The 17,095-nt window shown below is 71.3% G+C and carries 14 protein-coding genes, 1 tRNA gene and 1 pseudogene; 13 read left to right on the top strand and 3 right to left on the bottom strand.

Annotated elements, in window-relative coordinates:
* Positions 1 to 70 precede the first annotated feature (70 nt).
* Both IE198_RS14400 and IE198_RS14395 read left to right on the top strand, forming a co-directional pair.
* Positions 71 to 562, top strand: a complete 492-nt coding sequence (locus IE198_RS14400; protein ID WP_189886451.1) for a DUF485 domain-containing protein — start codon at positions 71 to 73, stop codon at positions 560 to 562.
* The gene (locus tag IE198_RS14395; RefSeq protein WP_189886449.1) at positions 559 to 2,160 is read left to right on the top strand and encodes a sodium/solute symporter; all 1,602 of its coding nucleotides are present in this window, start codon (positions 559 to 561) and stop codon (positions 2,158 to 2,160) included. The genes IE198_RS14400 and IE198_RS14395 overlap by 4 nt, the downstream gene beginning before the upstream one ends.
* A 300-nt stretch (positions 2,161 to 2,460) precedes the next feature.
* On the opposite strand, the gene IE198_RS14390 is transcribed toward IE198_RS14395, so the two are convergent.
* On the bottom strand, positions 2,461 to 5,235 hold the full coding sequence (locus IE198_RS14390) for an SUKH-4 family immunity protein (protein WP_189886447.1): 2,775 nt from the start codon (positions 5,233 to 5,235) through the stop codon (positions 2,461 to 2,463).
* Between the two features lie 7 nt (positions 5,236 to 5,242).
* Positions 5,243 to 6,256, bottom strand: a complete 1,014-nt coding sequence (locus tag IE198_RS14385) for an SMI1/KNR4 family protein (RefSeq protein WP_189886445.1) — start codon at positions 6,254 to 6,256, stop codon at positions 5,243 to 5,245.
* A 231-nt stretch (positions 6,257 to 6,487) separates the two neighbouring features.
* Between IE198_RS14385 and IE198_RS14380 the strand changes: the two genes are divergently transcribed.
* Both IE198_RS14380 and IE198_RS14375 read left to right on the top strand, forming a co-directional pair.
* Positions 6,488 to 6,994, top strand: coding sequence for a YwqJ-related putative deaminase (locus IE198_RS14380; RefSeq protein WP_189886444.1), 507 nt, complete (start codon positions 6,488 to 6,490; stop codon positions 6,992 to 6,994).
* 10 nt (positions 6,995 to 7,004) lie between these two features.
* Entirely contained in the window at positions 7,005 to 7,496 is a 492-nt protein-coding gene (locus tag IE198_RS14375; protein WP_189886442.1) for an SUKH-3 domain-containing protein, read from the top strand.
* 123 nt (positions 7,497 to 7,619) lie between these two features.
* Here the strand turns inward: IE198_RS14375 and IE198_RS14370 are convergent, their stop codons facing one another.
* Positions 7,620 to 8,939, bottom strand: a complete 1,320-nt coding sequence (locus tag IE198_RS14370) for a sensor histidine kinase (protein WP_189886440.1) — start codon at positions 8,937 to 8,939, stop codon at positions 7,620 to 7,622.
* 134 nt (positions 8,940 to 9,073) lie between these two features.
* Between IE198_RS14370 and IE198_RS36590 the strand changes: the two are divergent.
* The 9 genes and pseudogenes from IE198_RS36590 to IE198_RS14325 form a co-directional block, all read left to right on the top strand.
* A pseudogene (locus tag IE198_RS36590) lies at positions 9,074 to 9,409 on the top strand (hypothetical protein); the annotation flags it as partial.
* Between the two features lie 134 nt (positions 9,410 to 9,543).
* Positions 9,544 to 9,615 (top strand) — tRNA-Gln (locus tag IE198_RS14360).
* A gap of 110 nt (positions 9,616 to 9,725) precedes the next feature.
* On the top strand, positions 9,726 to 11,174 hold the full coding sequence (gene glmU, locus IE198_RS14355) for a bifunctional UDP-N-acetylglucosamine diphosphorylase/glucosamine-1-phosphate N-acetyltransferase GlmU (RefSeq protein ID WP_189886436.1): 1,449 nt from the start codon (positions 9,726 to 9,728) through the stop codon (positions 11,172 to 11,174).
* A gap of 124 nt (positions 11,175 to 11,298) precedes the next feature.
* Complete coding sequence (locus IE198_RS14350; protein WP_100107526.1) at positions 11,299 to 12,276, top strand: ribose-phosphate diphosphokinase; 978 nt, start codon at positions 11,299 to 11,301, stop codon at positions 12,274 to 12,276.
* A 240-nt stretch (positions 12,277 to 12,516) separates the two neighbouring features.
* On the top strand, positions 12,517 to 13,113 hold the full coding sequence (locus IE198_RS14345) for a 50S ribosomal protein L25/general stress protein Ctc (RefSeq protein WP_189886434.1): 597 nt from the start codon (positions 12,517 to 12,519) through the stop codon (positions 13,111 to 13,113).
* An 89-nt stretch (positions 13,114 to 13,202) separates the two neighbouring features.
* Complete coding sequence (pth, locus tag IE198_RS14340) at positions 13,203 to 13,796, top strand: aminoacyl-tRNA hydrolase (protein WP_189886432.1); 594 nt, start codon at positions 13,203 to 13,205, stop codon at positions 13,794 to 13,796.
* Between the two features lie 182 nt (positions 13,797 to 13,978).
* Entirely contained in the window at positions 13,979 to 14,275 is a 297-nt protein-coding gene (locus IE198_RS14335) for a hypothetical protein (protein ID WP_189886430.1), read from the top strand.
* Positions 14,276 to 14,408: 133 nt separating this feature from the next.
* The gene (gene eccD, locus IE198_RS14330) at positions 14,409 to 15,764 is read left to right on the top strand and encodes a type VII secretion integral membrane protein EccD (RefSeq protein ID WP_189886429.1); all 1,356 of its coding nucleotides are present in this window, start codon (positions 14,409 to 14,411) and stop codon (positions 15,762 to 15,764) included.
* Positions 15,765 to 16,150: 386 nt separating this feature from the next.
* Positions 16,151 to 17,053: a MinD/ParA family ATP-binding protein gene (locus tag IE198_RS14325; RefSeq protein WP_444545425.1), complete on the top strand. Its 903-nt coding sequence runs from the start codon at positions 16,151 to 16,153 to the stop codon at positions 17,051 to 17,053.
* The last annotated feature ends 42 nt before the right edge of the window (positions 17,054 to 17,095 follow it).

Here is a 17,095-nt window from a genome sequence, read left to right as displayed (position 1 = left end):
CGGTGAGTAACGTACGCGGACCACCAACGCGCCCACCCGCCCCCTGCCCGGGCGGCAAGGAGCAAGAACGATGTCGTACCACCAGCTCTTCCCCGATCCGCCGCGTACGCCCAGCGCGCCCGGCCGTCACCGCCAGGAGGCGGCGGACCCGGCGTGGGACTTCGAACCGCAGCCGTGGGACCGGCCGCAGGCCGAGCAGCCGGACCGTGCCGACGACGACCACAGCCGCGAACTGCAAAGCCTGGGCTCGGCCTACCGCAGGCTGCGGCGGGTGTCGACCCTCGCCGCTCTCGGCTACTTCGTCCTCTTCCTGCTCCTGTCCGCCTACGCCCCCGGGACGATGGCCGGCGAGGCCGGCGGGGGGCTCACCACCGGGCTGCTGCTGGGGCTTCTCCAACTGCCCGTGGCGCTCGCCGCGATCGCGCTCTACGAGCGGATCGCACGCAGGCGTGTCGACCCGCTCGCCTCCTCGATCAGGGAGCGTGCCGAGCAGGCCGCCGAGCAGACGGCCCCGCCCCGGACGCGCGGCGGATGGCAGTCGGCCGGAGGTGCGCGCGCATGAACGGGTTCAGCTCCGAGGCCCAGACCATGTCCCTGATCGCATTCATCGCCGTCATCACCGTGACGTTGCTGCTGTGCGTGATGACCGGGCCCGACCGGGACGACCTGGGCGAGTTCTACACCGGTTACCGCTCCCTCTCCCCCGTGCAGAGCGGACTCGCCATCGCGGGCGACTACATCTCCGCCGGAACCGTTCTCGGCACCATCGGCATCATCGCGCTCCTCGGGTACGACGGGATGACCCTCGCCCTGAGCACCGTGCTGTCACTGGTCCTGATGATGTTCCTGCTCGCCGAACCCCTGCGCAACGCGGGCCGATTCACCATGGGTGACGTCTTCAGCCGCCGCGCCCACGGCCCCCTCGTACGGATCACCACGGCGGCCGTCACGCTGGCCGCGCTGCTGCCGCTGGTGATCTTCCAGCTGGCGGGCGCGGGCGAGCTGCTCGCCGTCGTACTCGGTTTCCACGCCGACGGGTTCAAGACCGGTTCGATCGTGTTCCTCGGCCTGCTGATGATCACCTACGCGGCGATCGGCGGCATGAAGGGAACGGCCTTCATCCAGATCGTCAAGACCGTCGTCCTGCTCGGCGCGGCCACCGCCATCGCCGTACTGATCCTCGACCGCTTCGACTTCAGCCCGCCCGCGCTGCTCGACGCCGCCAAGGACGGCAGCGGGCTGGGGGACGCGTACCTCACCTCGGGGCTGCAGTTCGCCGGCGACGAGATCGACATGATCAGCACCCAGTTGACGGTCGTGCTCGGCGCGGCGGTACTGCCCCACATCACGATGCGCATGTTCACCGCCCGCAACGCCGGCGCCGTGCGGCGCTCGATGTCCTGGGCCGTGTCGATCGCCGTCGTGACCTGCCTGCTGATCGCCGTGATCGGCCTCGGCGCCGCCGCCCTCGTCGGCCACAAGGAGCTCGCCGCCGGGGACCCGCAGGGCAAGACGGCGTTCCTGATGGTCAGTCAGGCGGTCATGGGCCCCGACCCCAGCACCCTCGAGACGCTGCTGTTCACGGCGGTGGCCACCGCGATCTTCCTCACGCTGCTCGCCTCCGTCGCCGGGATCACCCTGGCCTGCGCCAACACACTGGCGCACGACCTGATCGCGCACGGACTGCGCAGGGCGGGGATCGACGACCGCACCGAGATGGCCGTCGCCAGGGCCGCCGCAGCGGTCGTCGGCCTGGTCGCCATCGCGATCGCCGCCGGCGCCAGGCACCTGAACCTCCAGGCGCTGCTCACCCTGTCCTTCTGCATCGGCGCTTCCGCCGTCGCACCGGCCCTCGTCTACACCCTCTTCTGGCGCCGCTACACCCGTACGGGACTGCTCGCCACGCTCATCGTGGGCACCGGCTCGGCGCTCGTCCTGATGACGGGCAGCAACCTGGTGTCCGGATCGCCGCAGTCGATCTTCCCCGACGAGGACTTCAACTGGTTCCCCTTCACCACGACCGGCCTCGTCTCCGTCCCGCTCGGCTTCCTCGCCGGCTGGCTGGCGACCGTCCTCTACGACAGCGACACGATCGTGCAGCGCCGCCGCTACGAGGAACTGGAACCCACGATCCTCGCCGGGGTACCGACGAACTCCTGAAGTGGGCAAAGGTGCGCCCGGTCCGTGATTCACGGACCGGGCGCCCGCGTTTGGCCACGCATCCCAGCGGCCGCGCAACTGTTCGGCCAGAGCCACGAGCCGGGCTCCGGGCGTGTACGGCGCCGGAGGGTCGACCTCCATTCCGAGTTCGGCCACGGCCGGCGCGTAGTCGGACCCGGCGGCGCTGGTCCTCACGGCCCGCGCTCCCGCACAGTGCCGCCAACTTCGTCATGTCGAAGGGGAGTTCGCCAACGCAGTGTGCCCGGCTCTTACGGGCCGGGCACACTGCGGAGAAGGGAGCTACAGCAGCCCGTCCCACATCTGCTCGAGCAGCACGGACCACCAGCTCTCCGGCGACGACAGCGCCGCCGGGTCGAGCGCCGCCAGCTGGGCCTGGAAGTCGACCGTCCAGCGGCCCGCCTGCTCCGGGTTGAGGCCGAAGCGCAGACGCCACATACGGCCGAGCAGCGCGAGACAGCGCACGAACTCGGGCAGACCCGTGTTCACGAACTGCGGCGTCACGGGCCTGCCCCCCGGACCGGCCTCCACCGGCACCGCGACGATGTGCGCCGTGCCGTACTGGACACAGATCGCCCGGCCGAAGTCGCTGCCGATCACCAGGTACGAACCGGCGTCGGACGCCGGCTGCACCTGCCGCTGGGCGGCGAGCTCCGCCAGCGTCGGCACCACCGGCTGCGCCGGCTGTGCCCAGAAGAACGGGTTGAAGTCACCCGGCAGGCCCGCCCACACCAGGGTCGCCGCCACGATCTCCGGCACGCCCTGACGCGACACGGCCCGCTGGTCGAACCGGCACAGACCCTGGGGCCCGAACGCCCCGGCCAGCTCCTGCGCCACCGCCTCCGGCGGGATCGGCGGCACCGGCTGCACCTGCGGGAGCGGGGCACGCACCGGCGCGGGCCGGGCCGGCCCGTCCGCAACCTGGTGCAACTCACCCTGATGGGCCAGGAGTTGCTGCATGCCCTGCTGGCGCGAGGCGTGGTCCCTGCCGTACGGGGCGATCGACGTGATCCGTGCCTGCGGCCATGTCTCCCGGATCATCCGGGCGCAGTACGCGCCCGGCAGCTCGCACGACTCCAGCTCCGTGTGCAGCTCCAGCACCTGCTGCGGCGGCACGTTCATCGCGCGCAGCTCATGCAGGATCTGCCACTCCGGGTGCGGGGTGCCCGGGGCGGAGCGGCGGATCAGCTGGGCTTCGGAACCGTCGGGCGCGCGGTAGCGCAGCACCGCCTGGTAGCCGGGGCCGACCGTCGGCACACCGGTGGGCTGCTGCGGATACCCGTACGGCGGGCGCCCGCCGCCCATCGGAGGCTGCGGCGCGTTCGGCACGGGACCAGGAGCGCCAGGGGCACCGGGCGGGCCGGGCGGCTGCGGTGCGGCCGGGCCCATCTGGGCGGGCCCGGCGAGCATGGTCGCTGCCTGGTGCACCCCGCCGGGCGGCGGCGTGGAGCCGGGCGGCGGCGAGCCGGGCGGACCGGGCGGCTGCGGAGCCCCCGGACCCATCTGACTCGGGTCGGCCAGCATCGTCGCCGCATGATGCGCACCACCACCGGGCGGCGTCGAACCCGGAGGCGCCGGCGGACCAGGAGGCGGCGGCGTGGAGCCGGGCGGCCGCGGCGGACCGGGCGGCTGCGGAGCCCCCGGACCCATCTGACTCGGGTCGGCCAGCATCGTCGCCGCATGATGCGCACCACCACCGGGCGGCGTCGAACCCGGAGGCGCCGGCGGACCAGGAGGCGGCGGTGTCGAACCAGGCCCGCCGGACGGCTGCGGCCCCTCCGGGCGGAGCTGGGGCACCAGTTGGGTGGGCAGGTAGCCGCCCGCCGGAGCACCCGGAGCACCCGGGCCCGACGGCGGAGGCGTCGCCCCCGCACCCGGGCGGGCACCCGGAGTGCCGGGAGCGCCGGGCGGCGGCGGAGGCGTCGCCCCCGCACCGCCGCGCGCACCGCGCGGCGGCAGCACGGCCTTGCTCGTCGCCGCGTCGGCGATGTCGGCCGCACCGGGGCCCGGGGTGGGCGGCGGGGTGGGCTGCGAAGAGGACGAGGGCTCGGGCTGCGGGCCGAGGCCCGGCACGATCGCGGTCCTCGGCAGCCGGCTGCCGCCGGACATCAGTGCCGTCGGCGCGTCCGCAGAGACCGGCGGCGGGGTGCGACCGTCGTCCGCCGAGAGTGGCGGCGCGAACACGGTCGCCGGCAGCGGCACCGACGCGTCGTCCCCGCCGGCGGAACTGGTGTCCGTCCAGCCGGTGCCCCGGGACGGCGTGGCCGGAACCCCGTCCGACGCCGTCGGCTCGTAGTCGGCCGCCCCTGCGCTCGGCCACGGGGAGCCGCCCTGCGAGGCGTCCGCGCCGGCGCTCGACGACGAACCGGAGCCCGATGTCGAACCGGGCGTCGGCCACGCCGGGCCGGCCGACGACGAACCCGAAGCCGGTGAAGCGGAGGAGGACGACGACATGGACGACGACGAGGGAGAAGAGAGAGAGGAGTGGAAGGAACTTCCCGTCGACTGCGAGGAGTTGCCCCCGATCGAACCCGAAGCATCGGACTCCGCAGCACCCGACGACGGCGTGTCATGCCCATCAGCGGCGGGAGACGGCGAAGCGTCCACCACCGGGGCGGACCCGGCCACAGCCGGCTCCGACGAGCCCGCCGGCTCGGACGACGCCGCGCGTCGATCCGGGATGCCGAGCCGGTCCGCCGCGTCCTGGAGCCACTCCGGCGGGCTGAGCAGGAACGACGTCTGGTTCAGATCAATCCGCTGCGGCGCCTCGGGAGCCGGCGCCGGCGACACGTCCTCCGTGCCCCCGTACTCCTCCTCGTACCGTCGGATCACCTCACCGACCGGCAGCCCCGGCCACAGCGTCGCCTCACCGCTGTCCCTGGCGATCACCAGCCGCTGACGGCCGCCGTCCGAACGGGCGCCCTGCTCACGGTCCTCCGCCCACACGACAAAGCCCAGATCGAACTCACGGACCCGCACCTCACGGTGCTGGTACGCGGGCACATCGCCGTTGACCCACTCCTCGGCGCGCTCCTGCGCCTGCGCGAAAGTCACCACCGGACAATCACCCCTCGCCCGAAACGGGAACGGCGCGCGCGAAGCCGCCGTCCACCATCAGATTCGCCACCGTCTCCAGCTCCGGCGGATTGCCCGCGAGCCGCTGCAGAAACGCGTCGAAGTCCTCGCCACAGGGCAGCAGCAGCCGCTCCGCGCGCTCCTGGACGTTCCACCCGTCCTGGTCGCGGGCATCGTCGTACGCGCAGAACCACACCGAACCGATGTCGGCTCCCCGCACCTTCAGCGCCACGATCCCGCCCTGGACGAACGCGACACCCAGATAGTCCTTCGTCAGATGGTCCCGCAGGCACTTGTTCACATACACAAGGTCGTTGACCGCGGCCTCGTCCCGCACGGTGAAGAACGGCTGGTCGACCAACAGCCCCAACTCCGCGTCCAAGGCGACGCCGACCGGCGCCGAGCCGCCCGCGGCCTTCAGGAAGGAGCGGTACGCGCCCGGCAGGCGGTATCCGAGATCCTCCTCGACACCGAGCAGCTGCTGCTCCGTCACCGCCACGGCGCCCTTCGGCAGGCCGAAGTGGGCGGGCCGCGTCTCCTGCAACGGGCGCGTACCCCGCTTGCCCTGGTCCACGGCCGCCGTAGCCAGGCCGCCGTGATGCCGCAGCAGCGCCTTCACCTCGACCGGTACGAGCTCCAGCCGCCGCGACCCCGGCACGTGGTGCCACGTCCAGCCGTGCGGCGTCGCCACCGCCGGGATCGTGTCCCACAGGGCGTGCCCGTCCGCGGCGAGCGCAGCGTTCGCCGACACGAAGTCCGTGAGCCTCAGCTCGTCGACACCGAAGCCCTCCGGAGGCTCGGCGATGTCCGCGGCCGCACGCGCGTACGGCGAGAAGTCCGGGTAGCCCTCGTCGTCCACCCGCACCCCTCTGGGGTGACGGGAGGCCCGGACCGGGTCCGGGAAGTGCACGACCTGCCCGGCGTAGGCCGCATTCGGTGGCGCCGTACCCGCGCCGGCCCCGGGGCCCGTAGCTGCCCCCAGGCCTTGCCGACCTGTCGTCATGGCGTTCTGCCCCCTGCTGGCTTCTGGCTGGTTCAGCACAGCCTAAGCGGTGCGGCAAGAGTGACCGCCGGGCCTCCGGCTCCGTAACGAAGAGTCACTTTCGAGTGACCCAAAGCCCCTGCGGCGACACCCCGCGACACGTTTCAGCTACCCAGCTTCCTTACCAGCCACCCCATTTGGCAGGCTGTCTACCCGCACCACGGGGGAGTGCACGGGAGGGACGGCAACACCATGCACACAGCGCAACCGAGCACCTCGGGTGATCCACGCCTCAGCTGGAGCACCGACGAGTCCAGGCGGACGCCCGCGCTCCGGCACCGGCGCGACGGAATCCTGCCCGCCGTGGCCGCCGCACTCTCCGTACGCGGCGAAACCCTCACGTGCACCGCCGGCAAGGGCGACCAGCCACCGTCCCTCCACCCGCTCGTACAGGATTTCCTCGACACCCTCACCAGCGGCCAACGCGAACGCTTCACCGGACGGTGCCCCGAGGCGATCCTGCTCTCCCGCCACCTCGCCGCGGCCGAGACCCAGCGCTCCAAACGCGCCATGCGCAAACCCCTCACCCACGGCGAGGCCCGGCGCGCGCTCAAGCACTCCAAACTCACCGCGCGCCGCATCCGCGAGGACGGCGACCCGCTGCACGGCAGTTACGCCCCGCCCTGCCGGTCCTGCACGGCCATGCTCGACCACTTCGGCGTACGACCCGTCGCCCCGACCACACCCGAGAACGGCTGAGCAGCGACCGATGCCCGACCACCTGAGCACCACCCGCTTCCCCGTCGCCGTCGACGCCGCACTACGCGAAGCGGGCTGGCAACCCGGCCGCTGGGACATAGGACAGGCCGAGCGCTGGGCGGACACCCTGCGCGCCCACGTCTCCCCCGCGGGCCACCGGCACACCGTCTCCCCGGCCGTCGTCGAAGCCTGGGCGGAATTCGGCGGACTGACCGTCACCGCCCCCGGGCCCGGACGGCAGTACGCGCCCGCGCCGCTCCACTTCGACCCGCTCTACGGGCTCCACCACGCCCGCACCCTCGCCGACCTCGGCCGGGCACTCGACACCGAGATCTCCCCGCTCGGCATGGAAGGCGACCAGCAGGCCGTACTCGCCATGGACGCCGAAGGCCGCGTCTACAGCATCGACCACACCGGCGACTGGTACCTCGGCCCCGACATCGACCAGGCCCTCGCCACCCTCGTCACCGGCATCCGGCCGACCCGCCTCACCGTCGGCTGACGCCCGGCCATGGCGGCCCCCGCTCCGGTCACCGCAGGCCGACACCCCGGCACAACAACCGCCCCAGGCGGGCCGCTCACCGCAGGCCGACACCCCGGCACAACAGCCGCCCAGGCGGGCCGCTCACCGCAGGCTGGCCTCCGCCCGGTCCGGCAGCACCGCCGACACCCGGAACCCCCCGACCTCCGTCGGGCCCGACACGAACACCCCGCCGAGCGCCGTCACTCGCTCCCGCATGCCCACCAGACCGTTGCCGCCGCTCGGCAGCCCCGCATCCGCCGCGCCACCCGCCGCGTCCGGAGCGCCGTTCTCCACCTGCATCGCGACCTCGTCCGCCCGGTGCGCCAGGCGCACCATCACCTTCGCGCCCGCCGCATGCTTGTGGACGTTCGTCAACGCCTCCTGGATCACCCGGTACGCCGTCTGCTCCACCTCCGGCGGATACAGGCGCACATCTCCCTGCACCGCGAGCTCCACGACCATGCCCGCCTGCCGCGACTGCCCGACCAGCACGTCGATGTCCGCGATGCACGGCCCCTCGTCGGCTGCGGCGGCCGCGGCCGCCGCAGCCGCCACGCCCACCGCGGCCAACGGCACCTCGGCCCGCGCCCGCACCCGGTCCTCACCGGACCGCAGCACCCCGAGCATCTCCCGCAGCTCCGTCAACGCCTGCCGGCCCATGTCGCCCACCAGCGCAGCGTTCTTCACCGCCTTCTGCGGATCCTTCAACGCCACCGCCTGCAAGGCCGCCGCATGCACCACCATCAGACTCACCCGGTGCGCCACCACGTCGTGCATCTCCCGCGCGATGCGGGTCCGCTCCTCCTGACGCGCCCACTGCGCCCGCTGCTCCGCCCGGTCGGCGAGCAACGACAACTCCTGCTCCAGGCTGTCCGCCCGCTCCCGCAAGCTCTCCATCAGCCGCCGCCGCGCCCCTGTGTAGAGCCCCAGCAGCACCGGCGGAGCCGTCAGCCCCAGCGCCATGAACACGGCCATCAACGGCACGTACCACGCGCTGTACTCCGCCGCCTCCACGTCCTGCCGCACCCGGACGAACGTCACTATGAACGTCGCGGACAAGGACATCCCCGCCAGCGTCGCGGTGATCCGCCGCGGCACGTCCGAGGCCGCGAGCGAGTACAGGCCGACGATCGCCATCAGGTAGCCCATCTCGGCCGGAGTGGTCGCGACCGACACCAGCACCACGGCGATCGGCCAGCGCCGCCTCAGCACCAGCACCGCCCCGACGACCAGCCCGAACAACACACCGAAGGGCACCGGCAAAGCGGCCCTGTCCGCGAAGCCGACCCCCTCCAGCGCACATTCCAAGGCGGAGACGACGGCAAGCCCCACATCCAGCACGGCACTACGCCGCCGCCCCCACCACAGCGGCCCCCGGGCGGTCGAACCCGTGGCCTCCTCCTGCGCCCCCGTTGTGGTCATGCGTTCCAGCCTACGGGCGGGCGCGAGTCATTTTCACGGCAGCGCGGCAGCACCCGAGGGGCTCGTTCCCGCGAGGAATGTTCCAGGTCCGCTCGAACTGGTGAATCGACCAGAGTTTCGACCCGGACGTCCGCATTCCGAACGACGATTGCCGCAGTACACACAGCCTCGGCAAGCACGCCGACGTCGAAGGCCTCCGCGAGCAGGGCGCAGCCCTGCGGCGCCAGGACGGCCAAAGCCTCCGACAGATCCGCGAGCGCCTGCACATCGAGAACGACGGCATCCCGGGTCGCCTGGTGAAGGGCGAGCCGCCTCCCGAGTGGACGAAGCGCCCGAACCGCAAAGGACGACCTGCGCGGGCAGGCACGGCAGCTGGGCGGCTCCAGGGCATGACGTACGACCAGATCCAGGTCGAGCCGGGGTGCTCCGAGGACTCGATCCCACCGGGGGTGCGGGACCTGCCGAAGCCTACGGCCGGGTACACCGACATCCACCTCGCCAAGAGCGCCGACCTCCGCCGTCGCACGGAAGGGGCTTGGTACGGCATAGTGTTGGGTGCCCAGTAGGCGCACGGGCCAAATATCCGGTTCGGTCGCCTTTACAGTCCCCTGTGGTGTAATTGGCAGCACTGAGGCTTTTGGTGCCTTATGTCCGGGTTCGAGTCCTGGCGGGGGAGCTGTCGCTTTCGGGTCCTGACCTGCACGGTCGGGACCCGCGCTCGTTTCCGGCCCGAAACCCCCCGGTATCCTTCGGTTGTCCCACCACCCGAAGCCGAAGGGCATACCCGTGAGCGCCATCCGCCCGGCAGCCGTCGTCGTTCTCGCAGCGGGTGAGGGCACCCGCATGAAGTCGAAGACCCCCAAGGTCCTGCACGAAATCGCCGGGCGGTCGCTCGTCGGGCATGTCGTCTCCACCGCGCGCGAGCTCGACCCGGAGCAGCTCGTGGTCGTCGTCGGGCATGCGCGGGAGCAGGTCGAGGGTCACCTCGGGGAGCGGTACGCCGGGACGCGGACCGCTTTCCAGGCCGAGCAGAACGGCACCGGGCACGCCGTGCGCATGGGGCTGGAGGAGCTCGGCGGCCGGCTGGAAGGGACTGTCGTCGTCGTGTGCGGCGACACTCCGCTGCTGTCCGGCGGGACGCTGTCCGAGCTGGCCGGCACGCATGTCGCCGACGGCAACGCCGTGACCGTGCTGACGGCCGAGGTGCCGGACTCCACCGGGTACGGGCGCATCGTGCGGGACGCGGCGACCGGCGCGGTGACGGCGATCGTGGAGCACAAGGACGCGACCGACGAACAGCGGGCGATCCGGGAGATCAACTCGGGTGTGTTCGCGTTCGACGGGCTGCTGCTCGCCGACGCCCTGAAGAAGGTGCGGACGGACAACAGCCAGGGCGAGGAGTACCTGACCGATGTGCTCGGCATCCTGCGTGAGGCGGGGCACCGGGTGGGTGCGTCGGTGGCAGCCGACCATCGGGAGATCCTCGGCATCAACAACCGGGTGCAGCTGGCCGAGGCCCGGAAGCTGATGAACGAGCGGCTGCTGGAGCGGGCCATGCTGGCCGGTGTCACGGTCGTGGACCCGGCTTCGGTGCTTCTCGATGTGACGGTGACGTTCGAGCCGGACTCCGTGGTGCACCCGGGTACGCAGCTGCTGGGCGCGTCGCACATCGCCGAGGGCGCCGAGGTGGGCCCGAACTCGCGACTGACGGACACGGTGGTGGGTGCGGGTGCCCGGGTGGACAACACGGTGGCGGACGGGGCCACGGTGGGCGAGGGCGCGTCGGTGGGCCCGTTCGCGTATCTGCGGCCCGGTACGCGTCTGGGTGTGAAGTCCAAGGCGGGCACGTTCGTCGAGATGAAGAACTCGTCGATCGGTGAGGGTACGAAGGTTCCGCATCTGTCGTACGTGGGTGACGCGACGATCGGCGAGTACACGAACATCGGCGCGGCGAGCGTGTTCGTGAACTACGACGGCGAGGCGAAGCACCACACGACGATCGGCTCGCACTGCAAGACGGGCTCGGACAACATGTTTGTGGCTCCTGTCACTGTCGGGGACGGTGCTTACACCGCTGCCGGGTCGGTGATCACGAAGGACGTGCCGGCGGGTTCGCTGGCCGTCGCTCGCGGCCAGCAGCGGAATATCGATGGTTGGGTGGCTCGTAAGCGGCCCGGGAGCGCGGCCGCGCAGGCAGCTGCGGCGGCAACGGAACGGGTCGCCGAGGAGAACTGACCGGAAACAGGTGCGCCGAACTCGGCGTACCGTGATACGTGCACACAAATTCGGCTGGCTCGCGCCCGGGACCCATGTGCCTTGGACCGCCGCGGCCAGAGAACACGTCTGAGGAGACAGTGCTGTGACCGGGATCAAGACGACCGGCGAGAAGAAGCTGATGCTCTTCTCCGGCCGCGCCCACCCCGAGCTGGCCGAGGAGGTTGCGCACCAGTTGGGTGTCGGCCTCGTCCCGACGAAGGCTTTCGACTTCGCCAACGGTGAGATCTACGTCCGCTTCCAGGAGTCGGCACGTGGCGCCGACTGCTTCCTGATCCAGAGCCACACGGCTCCCATCAACAAGTGGATCATGGAGCAGCTGATCATGATCGATGCTCTGAAGCGGGCTTCCGCCCGGAGCATCACGGTGATCATCCCGTCGTACGGCTATGCCCGTCAGGACAAGAAGCACCGTGGTCGTGAGCCGATCTCGGCCCGTCTGATCGCGGACATGCTGAAGACGGCGGGTGCGGACCGCATCCTCACGGTCGATCTGCACACGGACCAGATCCAGGGCTTCTTCGACGGCCCGGTGGACCATCTGTCCGCGCTTCCGGTGCTGGCCGACTACGTGGGCGCCAAGGTCGACCGCGCCAAACTGACGATCGTCTCTCCGGACGCGGGGCGGGTCCGGGTCGCGGACCGCTGGTGCGACCGTCTGGACGCGCCGCTGGCGATCGTGCACAAGCGCCGTGACAAGGACGTGGCCAACCAGGTGACGGTCCACGAGGTCGTCGGTGAGGTCGAGGGCCGGGTGTGTGTCCTGGTCGACGACATGATCGACACGGGCGGCACCATCTGCGCCGCGGCGGACGCGCTGTTCGCGCACGGCGCGGAGGACGTGATCGTGACGGCGACGCACGGCATCCTGTCGGGGCCGGCCGCTGACCGTCTGAAGAATTCGAAGGTGAGCGAGTTCGTGTTGACGAACACGCTGCCGACGCCGGGCGAGCTGGAGCTGGACAAGATCAAGGTGCTGTCGATCGCGCCGACGATCGCCCGTGCGGTGCGCGAGGTGTTCGAGGACGGTTCGGTGACGAGCCTCTTCGAGGAGCAGGCGTAGCCGCAGGGTCGTACGTTCCGGAAAGGGCCGCCCCCCGTGGGGCGGCTCTTTCCGTTGCCCGGCGGGTGCAGGGTGATCCATTTGGGGTGGTGGCGTGCGCTGGGTAGACTGCCTGAGTTGCTCGGCGAGGGAGGCCGCACCGATCAGGTTGCGGCGGTCCGTTATCGACGCGCTCTTCGTAGCAGGCCTGTCGTGGCCGGGTGACCGCCACCAGATTTCTGCTCAATACGAGGAGTGCACATGTCCGAGGTGAAGATCGCCGCCGAGCTCCGTTCCGAGTTCGGCAAGGGCGCCGCCCGCCGTATCCGCCGTGACAGCAAGGTCCCGGGTGTTCTGTACGGTCACGGCATTGACCCGGTCCACGTCACGCTGCCGGGCCACGAGCTGCTGCTCGCCCTGCGTACGCCGAACGTCCTGATCGCCCTGGACCTCGAGGGCAAGAACGAGCTGGCCATCCCGAAGGCCGTGCAGCGCGACCCGCTGAAGGGCTTCCTGGAGCACGTCGACCTGCTGCTGGTGAAGCGCGGCGAGAAGGTCAGCGTCGACATCCCGGTCCACACCGAGGGTGACCTGGCGCCGGGCGCCTTCCTGGTCGAGCACGTGCTGAACGCCCTGCCGGTCGAGGCCGAGGCCACCCACATCCCCGAGTCCGTCTCGGTCTCCATCGAGGGTCTGTCCGCCGGTGACTCCGTCCTGGCCAAGGACATCACCCTGCCCAAGGGCACCACGCTGACGGTCGAGGACGACACCGTCGTCCTGCAGGTCCTGGCCGCGCAGGCCGAGGAGCCGGCTGCCGAGGGCGCCGAGGGCGAGGGTGAAGAGGCCGCGGAGGCCTGAGCCGTAAGCTCTGTGTGACCGGGGTGGCGGGCTGCGGCCCGCCACCCCGTTCTTGTTGTTCGGGCCGGTGACGAGGAGACGCGGCGCAGATGTCGGACGTGAATGCCCCCTGGCTGATCGTGGGTCTCGGCAATCCGGGGCCGGGGTACGCGGGCAACCGCCACAACGTCGGTTTCATGGTGGCCGATCTGCTGGCGGAGCGGATCGGCGGCTCGTTCAAGCGTGCGCAGAAGGCGCAGGCGCAGGTGCTGGAGGGCCGGATCGGGGCTCCGGGGCCGTCGAGCCGGCGGGTGGTGCTGGCCAAGCCGATGTCGTACATGAATCTGTCCGGTGGCCCGGTGACGGCGCTGCGGGACTTCTACAAGGTGCCGACGGCGAACGTCGTCGCCGTCCATGACGAGCTGGACATCGACTACGGGACGCTGCGGCTGAAGCTGGGCGGCGGGGACAACGGGCACAACGGTCTGAAGTCGATGACGAAGGCGATGGGTCCGGACTACCACCGGGTGCGCTGCGGTATCGGCCGGCCGCCGGGGCGGATGCAGGTCGCGGACTTCGTGCTGAAGGACTTCTCGTCGGCGGAGCGCAAGGAGCTGGACTGGTTCGTGGACCGTGCGGCGGACGCGGTGGAGTCGCTGGTGGCCGACGGGCTGGAGCGGGCGCAGAGCACGTACAACTCGTAGGCGTGTCCGGCGGCGGCGGTCCGAGTGTGTCCGCGTCGTGGCCATGCTCTATGTTGCAGAGGCAATTGCCGGGGGATTCCGCATGCCTCGATCACGGCGGCCGCGGACGGTCGTCGACCGCGACGGCCCGACGTGCTGCCGCGCGGCGGATGTGACGGACGGCTGAGGCGACGGAGCGACGAATGTCACGGGATTACGACAGTCAGCTTCTGGAGTCGGTGGCGGTACGCCGGCGCAGAATGCGGGACGCTCTGCTTTTCGGAGCACAGCGGACGCGCCGCAGTGCGGACGAGAGGCTCGGGAAGCTGTTCGCAGGCATCGCGGCAGCGGCGGTCCTGTGCGCCGGGTGCATCGGGTGGTCCTTCCTCCAGCACACGTTGGAGAGGCAGAAGGCCGAGCAGAAGCGCCAGGAGCAGCGGTACCAGCAGCCGGTGCAGTCCCCGGAGCCGGAGAAGTCGGCGGGCGCAGGAAAGAGTTGACGAGCGCCGGTCATGCGCGAGGAGTTCGCAGTGGCGGAGAGAATTACCGGAAGAGAATGGGGGATCCGGTGACGATACGGATCGGCGCAAAACACCCAGGAGTTCACTGCGGCGCGGTGATAGGTTCCCGCAAGTGGTGAGTACAGCAACGACTTCCCGGGCGCAACTGAGCAGGGTGACGCTGGTCGGCGAGCGACGCCGCGCAGACATCGTCCTGCCCTCCGACACTCCCATCGGTCAACTGCTTCCGGACATTCTCCAGTTGCTGGACGACAGGGCCGCGTCACGTCCCATGACACGGCAGTTGCTCACGGCCGACGGCTCGGCGCTGTCGCACGAGAGCACGCTGGCCTCGGCCGGGATGTCCGACGGCGCCGTCCTTCGATTGGTCAGGATCCACTCCGCCCCGCCTGCCCCGGTGGTGCACGACGTCATCGACCAGGTCGCCGACGATCTCGACCTGCAGACCTGGCGCTGGCGGCCCGGCGCCCGCCGTGCTGCCGCAGGGGTGGCCACCGTCTCGTTCGCGGTGATCGCCGCGCTGCTCGCCCGCCGTGAGGTCGGGCTCGGCTCCCTGGCAGGCGTTCTCGGGGCCGTCACACTCGTCCTCGCAATCGCGGGAGCGATCGTCGCCAGGGTCGGACGGGGCAACCGCGGTCTGGCGACCGCCCTCCTGTTGACCTCCGGCGGGCTCGGCGTTCTCGCCGCGTGGACCGCCGCCGACGCCTACGGCTGGCCCGGCACCGCACGGCTCGCCGTCGTCGCGACGTCGCTGGGCCTGACGCTGCTCCTCCTCGGTTTCTTCTCGCCGCTCGGCCGCGGAGGACTCATCGGGGCCCTGGCCACCGGCGTCGTCACGGTCGTGTGGGAAGCCGTTGCCGCCGTCCAGGACGAGCCGACCCGGCTGGGAGCGGTCATGGCCCTCTTCTCCGTGGTGCTGCTCGGCCTGCTGCCGCGGATCGCCCTGATGACGTCGGGACTCACCGCCCTCGACGACCGCCGCTCGGGTGGCATTTCCGTCAGCCGCCACCAGGTGGCCAGCGCGCTCGCCGCCACACATCGCGGGCTCGCCCTCGCGACGATGGTCGCCGCGGTGTCCGCAGCCGCCGCAGGGTGGCTGCTCACCCTGGCCGGGAGTCCGACCGTGTGGACGGTGGTGCTTCCCTCGCTCGTCGCCCTGGTGCTGCTGTCCCGCGCACGGGCCTTCCCACTGGTCGCAGAGGTAGTGGTGCTCTTCGCCGCCGCAGCGGCACTCGTCGTACGCCTCGTCGTCCTGTGGATGCAGCACGCCGGGGGTGCCGGTCCGCTCGCCGTGCTGTCCGCGGCCGCCGTGCTGCCGTTGCTCGTCCTGGCGGTGCAGCCTCCCGAGCATGTTCGGGTCCGGCTGCGGCGTACGGCCGATCTGGTCGAGTCGATCGCAGTGGTGGGGCTCTTCCCGCTCGCCGTGGGAGTGTTCGGCACGTACGGACAACTGCTCAACAAGTTCTGAGTCAACGCGAAGGCGCTCCGGGGCGGGGCAGCAGGGCGGAGGAGACGGCAGGCATGCCGAACGGAGACAACTGGCAGCGCGATCTGCTGCGTGACCTCAGAGGGGGCGACCGGGCGCCGGATACGGCCTCGTCGCAGGGCAGTTCCCCGCCCCGCCAGGCGGGCGGCGGCGGATCGCAGACACAGCCCGCCCAGCAGCCTCAGCCGCAGACAGCTCAAGCCCCGGCCCCGGCAGCGGCCCTGGGGAATCAGGCGCCGCAGGCGGACCCGGGCCCTGCGCAAGGCAGCCCGGCGCACCACCCTCAGGTGCAGCCCCGTCCCCGTCCTACATCTCCCCGGGCCGCCGGCCCCGCCACCCGGCCCCGGCACACCCCCGACTCACGGCCCGTGGTCAGCGCGGACGTTGCCGCCGCACGTCGCGGGCCCCGCCGCGGCGAGTCCTTCGCCGCCCGCGCCGCCCGTGCCGTGGGGCGCATCGTCGTGTCGTCGGCCGCGCGTGAGGTGGCCGAGAGCACCTGTACCGCGGAGGTGCTCCAGCAGCCCGTGACGACCGGGCGCCAGATAGCGGTCACCTCCATACGTGGCGGCGCCGGCAAATCGACCGTCGCGGCGCTGCTCGGCACCACGTACTCCCACTACCGGCAGGACCCCGTCCTCCTGGTCGAGGCGGACCCGGCGCTCGGCTCACTGCCGCTTCGGCTCGGCGCGGAGTCGCTGCGCTGGACGATCGGCGACGTGGCAGACATCGTCGAGCCGCAGATGTCCCTGCTCGACGTCACCGGATATCTCGTCCAGCTTCCGGGCAACGCCTGGCTGCTGCCCGGCAGTCAGGGCCAGATCGGCGCGATGCTGGACACCCGGGCGTACGAGCGGGTCATGGTGTCGCTGCGCCGCTATTTCGGTGTGACGGTCGTCGACTGCGAGACACTGCCTGCCGAGGTCGCCCGCGTCGCGCTCTCCGCCGCCCAGGCCCGGGTCCTGACCGCACCCGCCACGCTGGAGGGCATCGCCAGCACGCACGCGGTGCTCCAGTGGATGCAGGGGCTGCCCCGGCACATGATCGCCGGCACGGTGGTCGTGCTCACGGAACTGGTGCCGCACCGCGGGGTGGATCTGGACAAGGCGGTCGCGCGGCTGGAAGCGACGGGAGCGGGCGTGCATGTCCTGCCCTACGACCGGCATTTGGCGGCAGGCGGTGCGATCCACACCGGTCTGCTGGCCCGTTCGACACGGCAGACCGCCGCCCGTCTCTCGGCCGACGTGTTCCAGCTGTCGCAGAAACGTCACTGATCATGCCGAGCCCGATGGTTCCCCTGCCGAGCCCGACCGTGA

Origin of the sequence: Streptomyces xantholiticus (assembly GCF_014651015.1) — a bacterium.
GTDB lineage: Bacteria > Actinomycetota > Actinomycetes > Streptomycetales > Streptomycetaceae > Streptomyces > Streptomyces xantholiticus.
Note: the sequence above shows the minus strand (reverse complement) of the source record. Positions and strands in the feature narration are given on the sequence as shown.

Coding starts and splice junctions, on each gene's coding strand:
- IE198_RS14400 (WP_189886451.1), top strand. CDS start 71: ATGTCGTACCACCAGCTCTTCCCCGATCCGCCGCGTACGCCCAGCGCG.
- IE198_RS14395 (WP_189886449.1), top strand. CDS start 559: ATGAACGGGTTCAGCTCCGAGGCCCAGACCATGTCCCTGATCGCATTC.
- IE198_RS14385 (WP_189886445.1), bottom strand. CDS start 6,256: ATGACGACAGGTCGGCAAGGCCTGGGGGCAGCTACGGGCCCCGGGGCC.
- IE198_RS14380 (WP_189886444.1), top strand. CDS start 6,488: ATGCACACAGCGCAACCGAGCACCTCGGGTGATCCACGCCTCAGCTGG.
- IE198_RS14375 (WP_189886442.1), top strand. CDS start 7,005: ATGCCCGACCACCTGAGCACCACCCGCTTCCCCGTCGCCGTCGACGCC.
- IE198_RS14370 (WP_189886440.1), bottom strand. CDS start 8,939: ATGACCACAACGGGGGCGCAGGAGGAGGCCACGGGTTCGACCGCCCGG.
- IE198_RS14345 (WP_189886434.1), top strand. CDS start 12,517: ATGTCCGAGGTGAAGATCGCCGCCGAGCTCCGTTCCGAGTTCGGCAAG.
- pth (WP_189886432.1), top strand. CDS start 13,203: ATGTCGGACGTGAATGCCCCCTGGCTGATCGTGGGTCTCGGCAATCCG.
- IE198_RS14335 (WP_189886430.1), top strand. CDS start 13,979: ATGTCACGGGATTACGACAGTCAGCTTCTGGAGTCGGTGGCGGTACGC.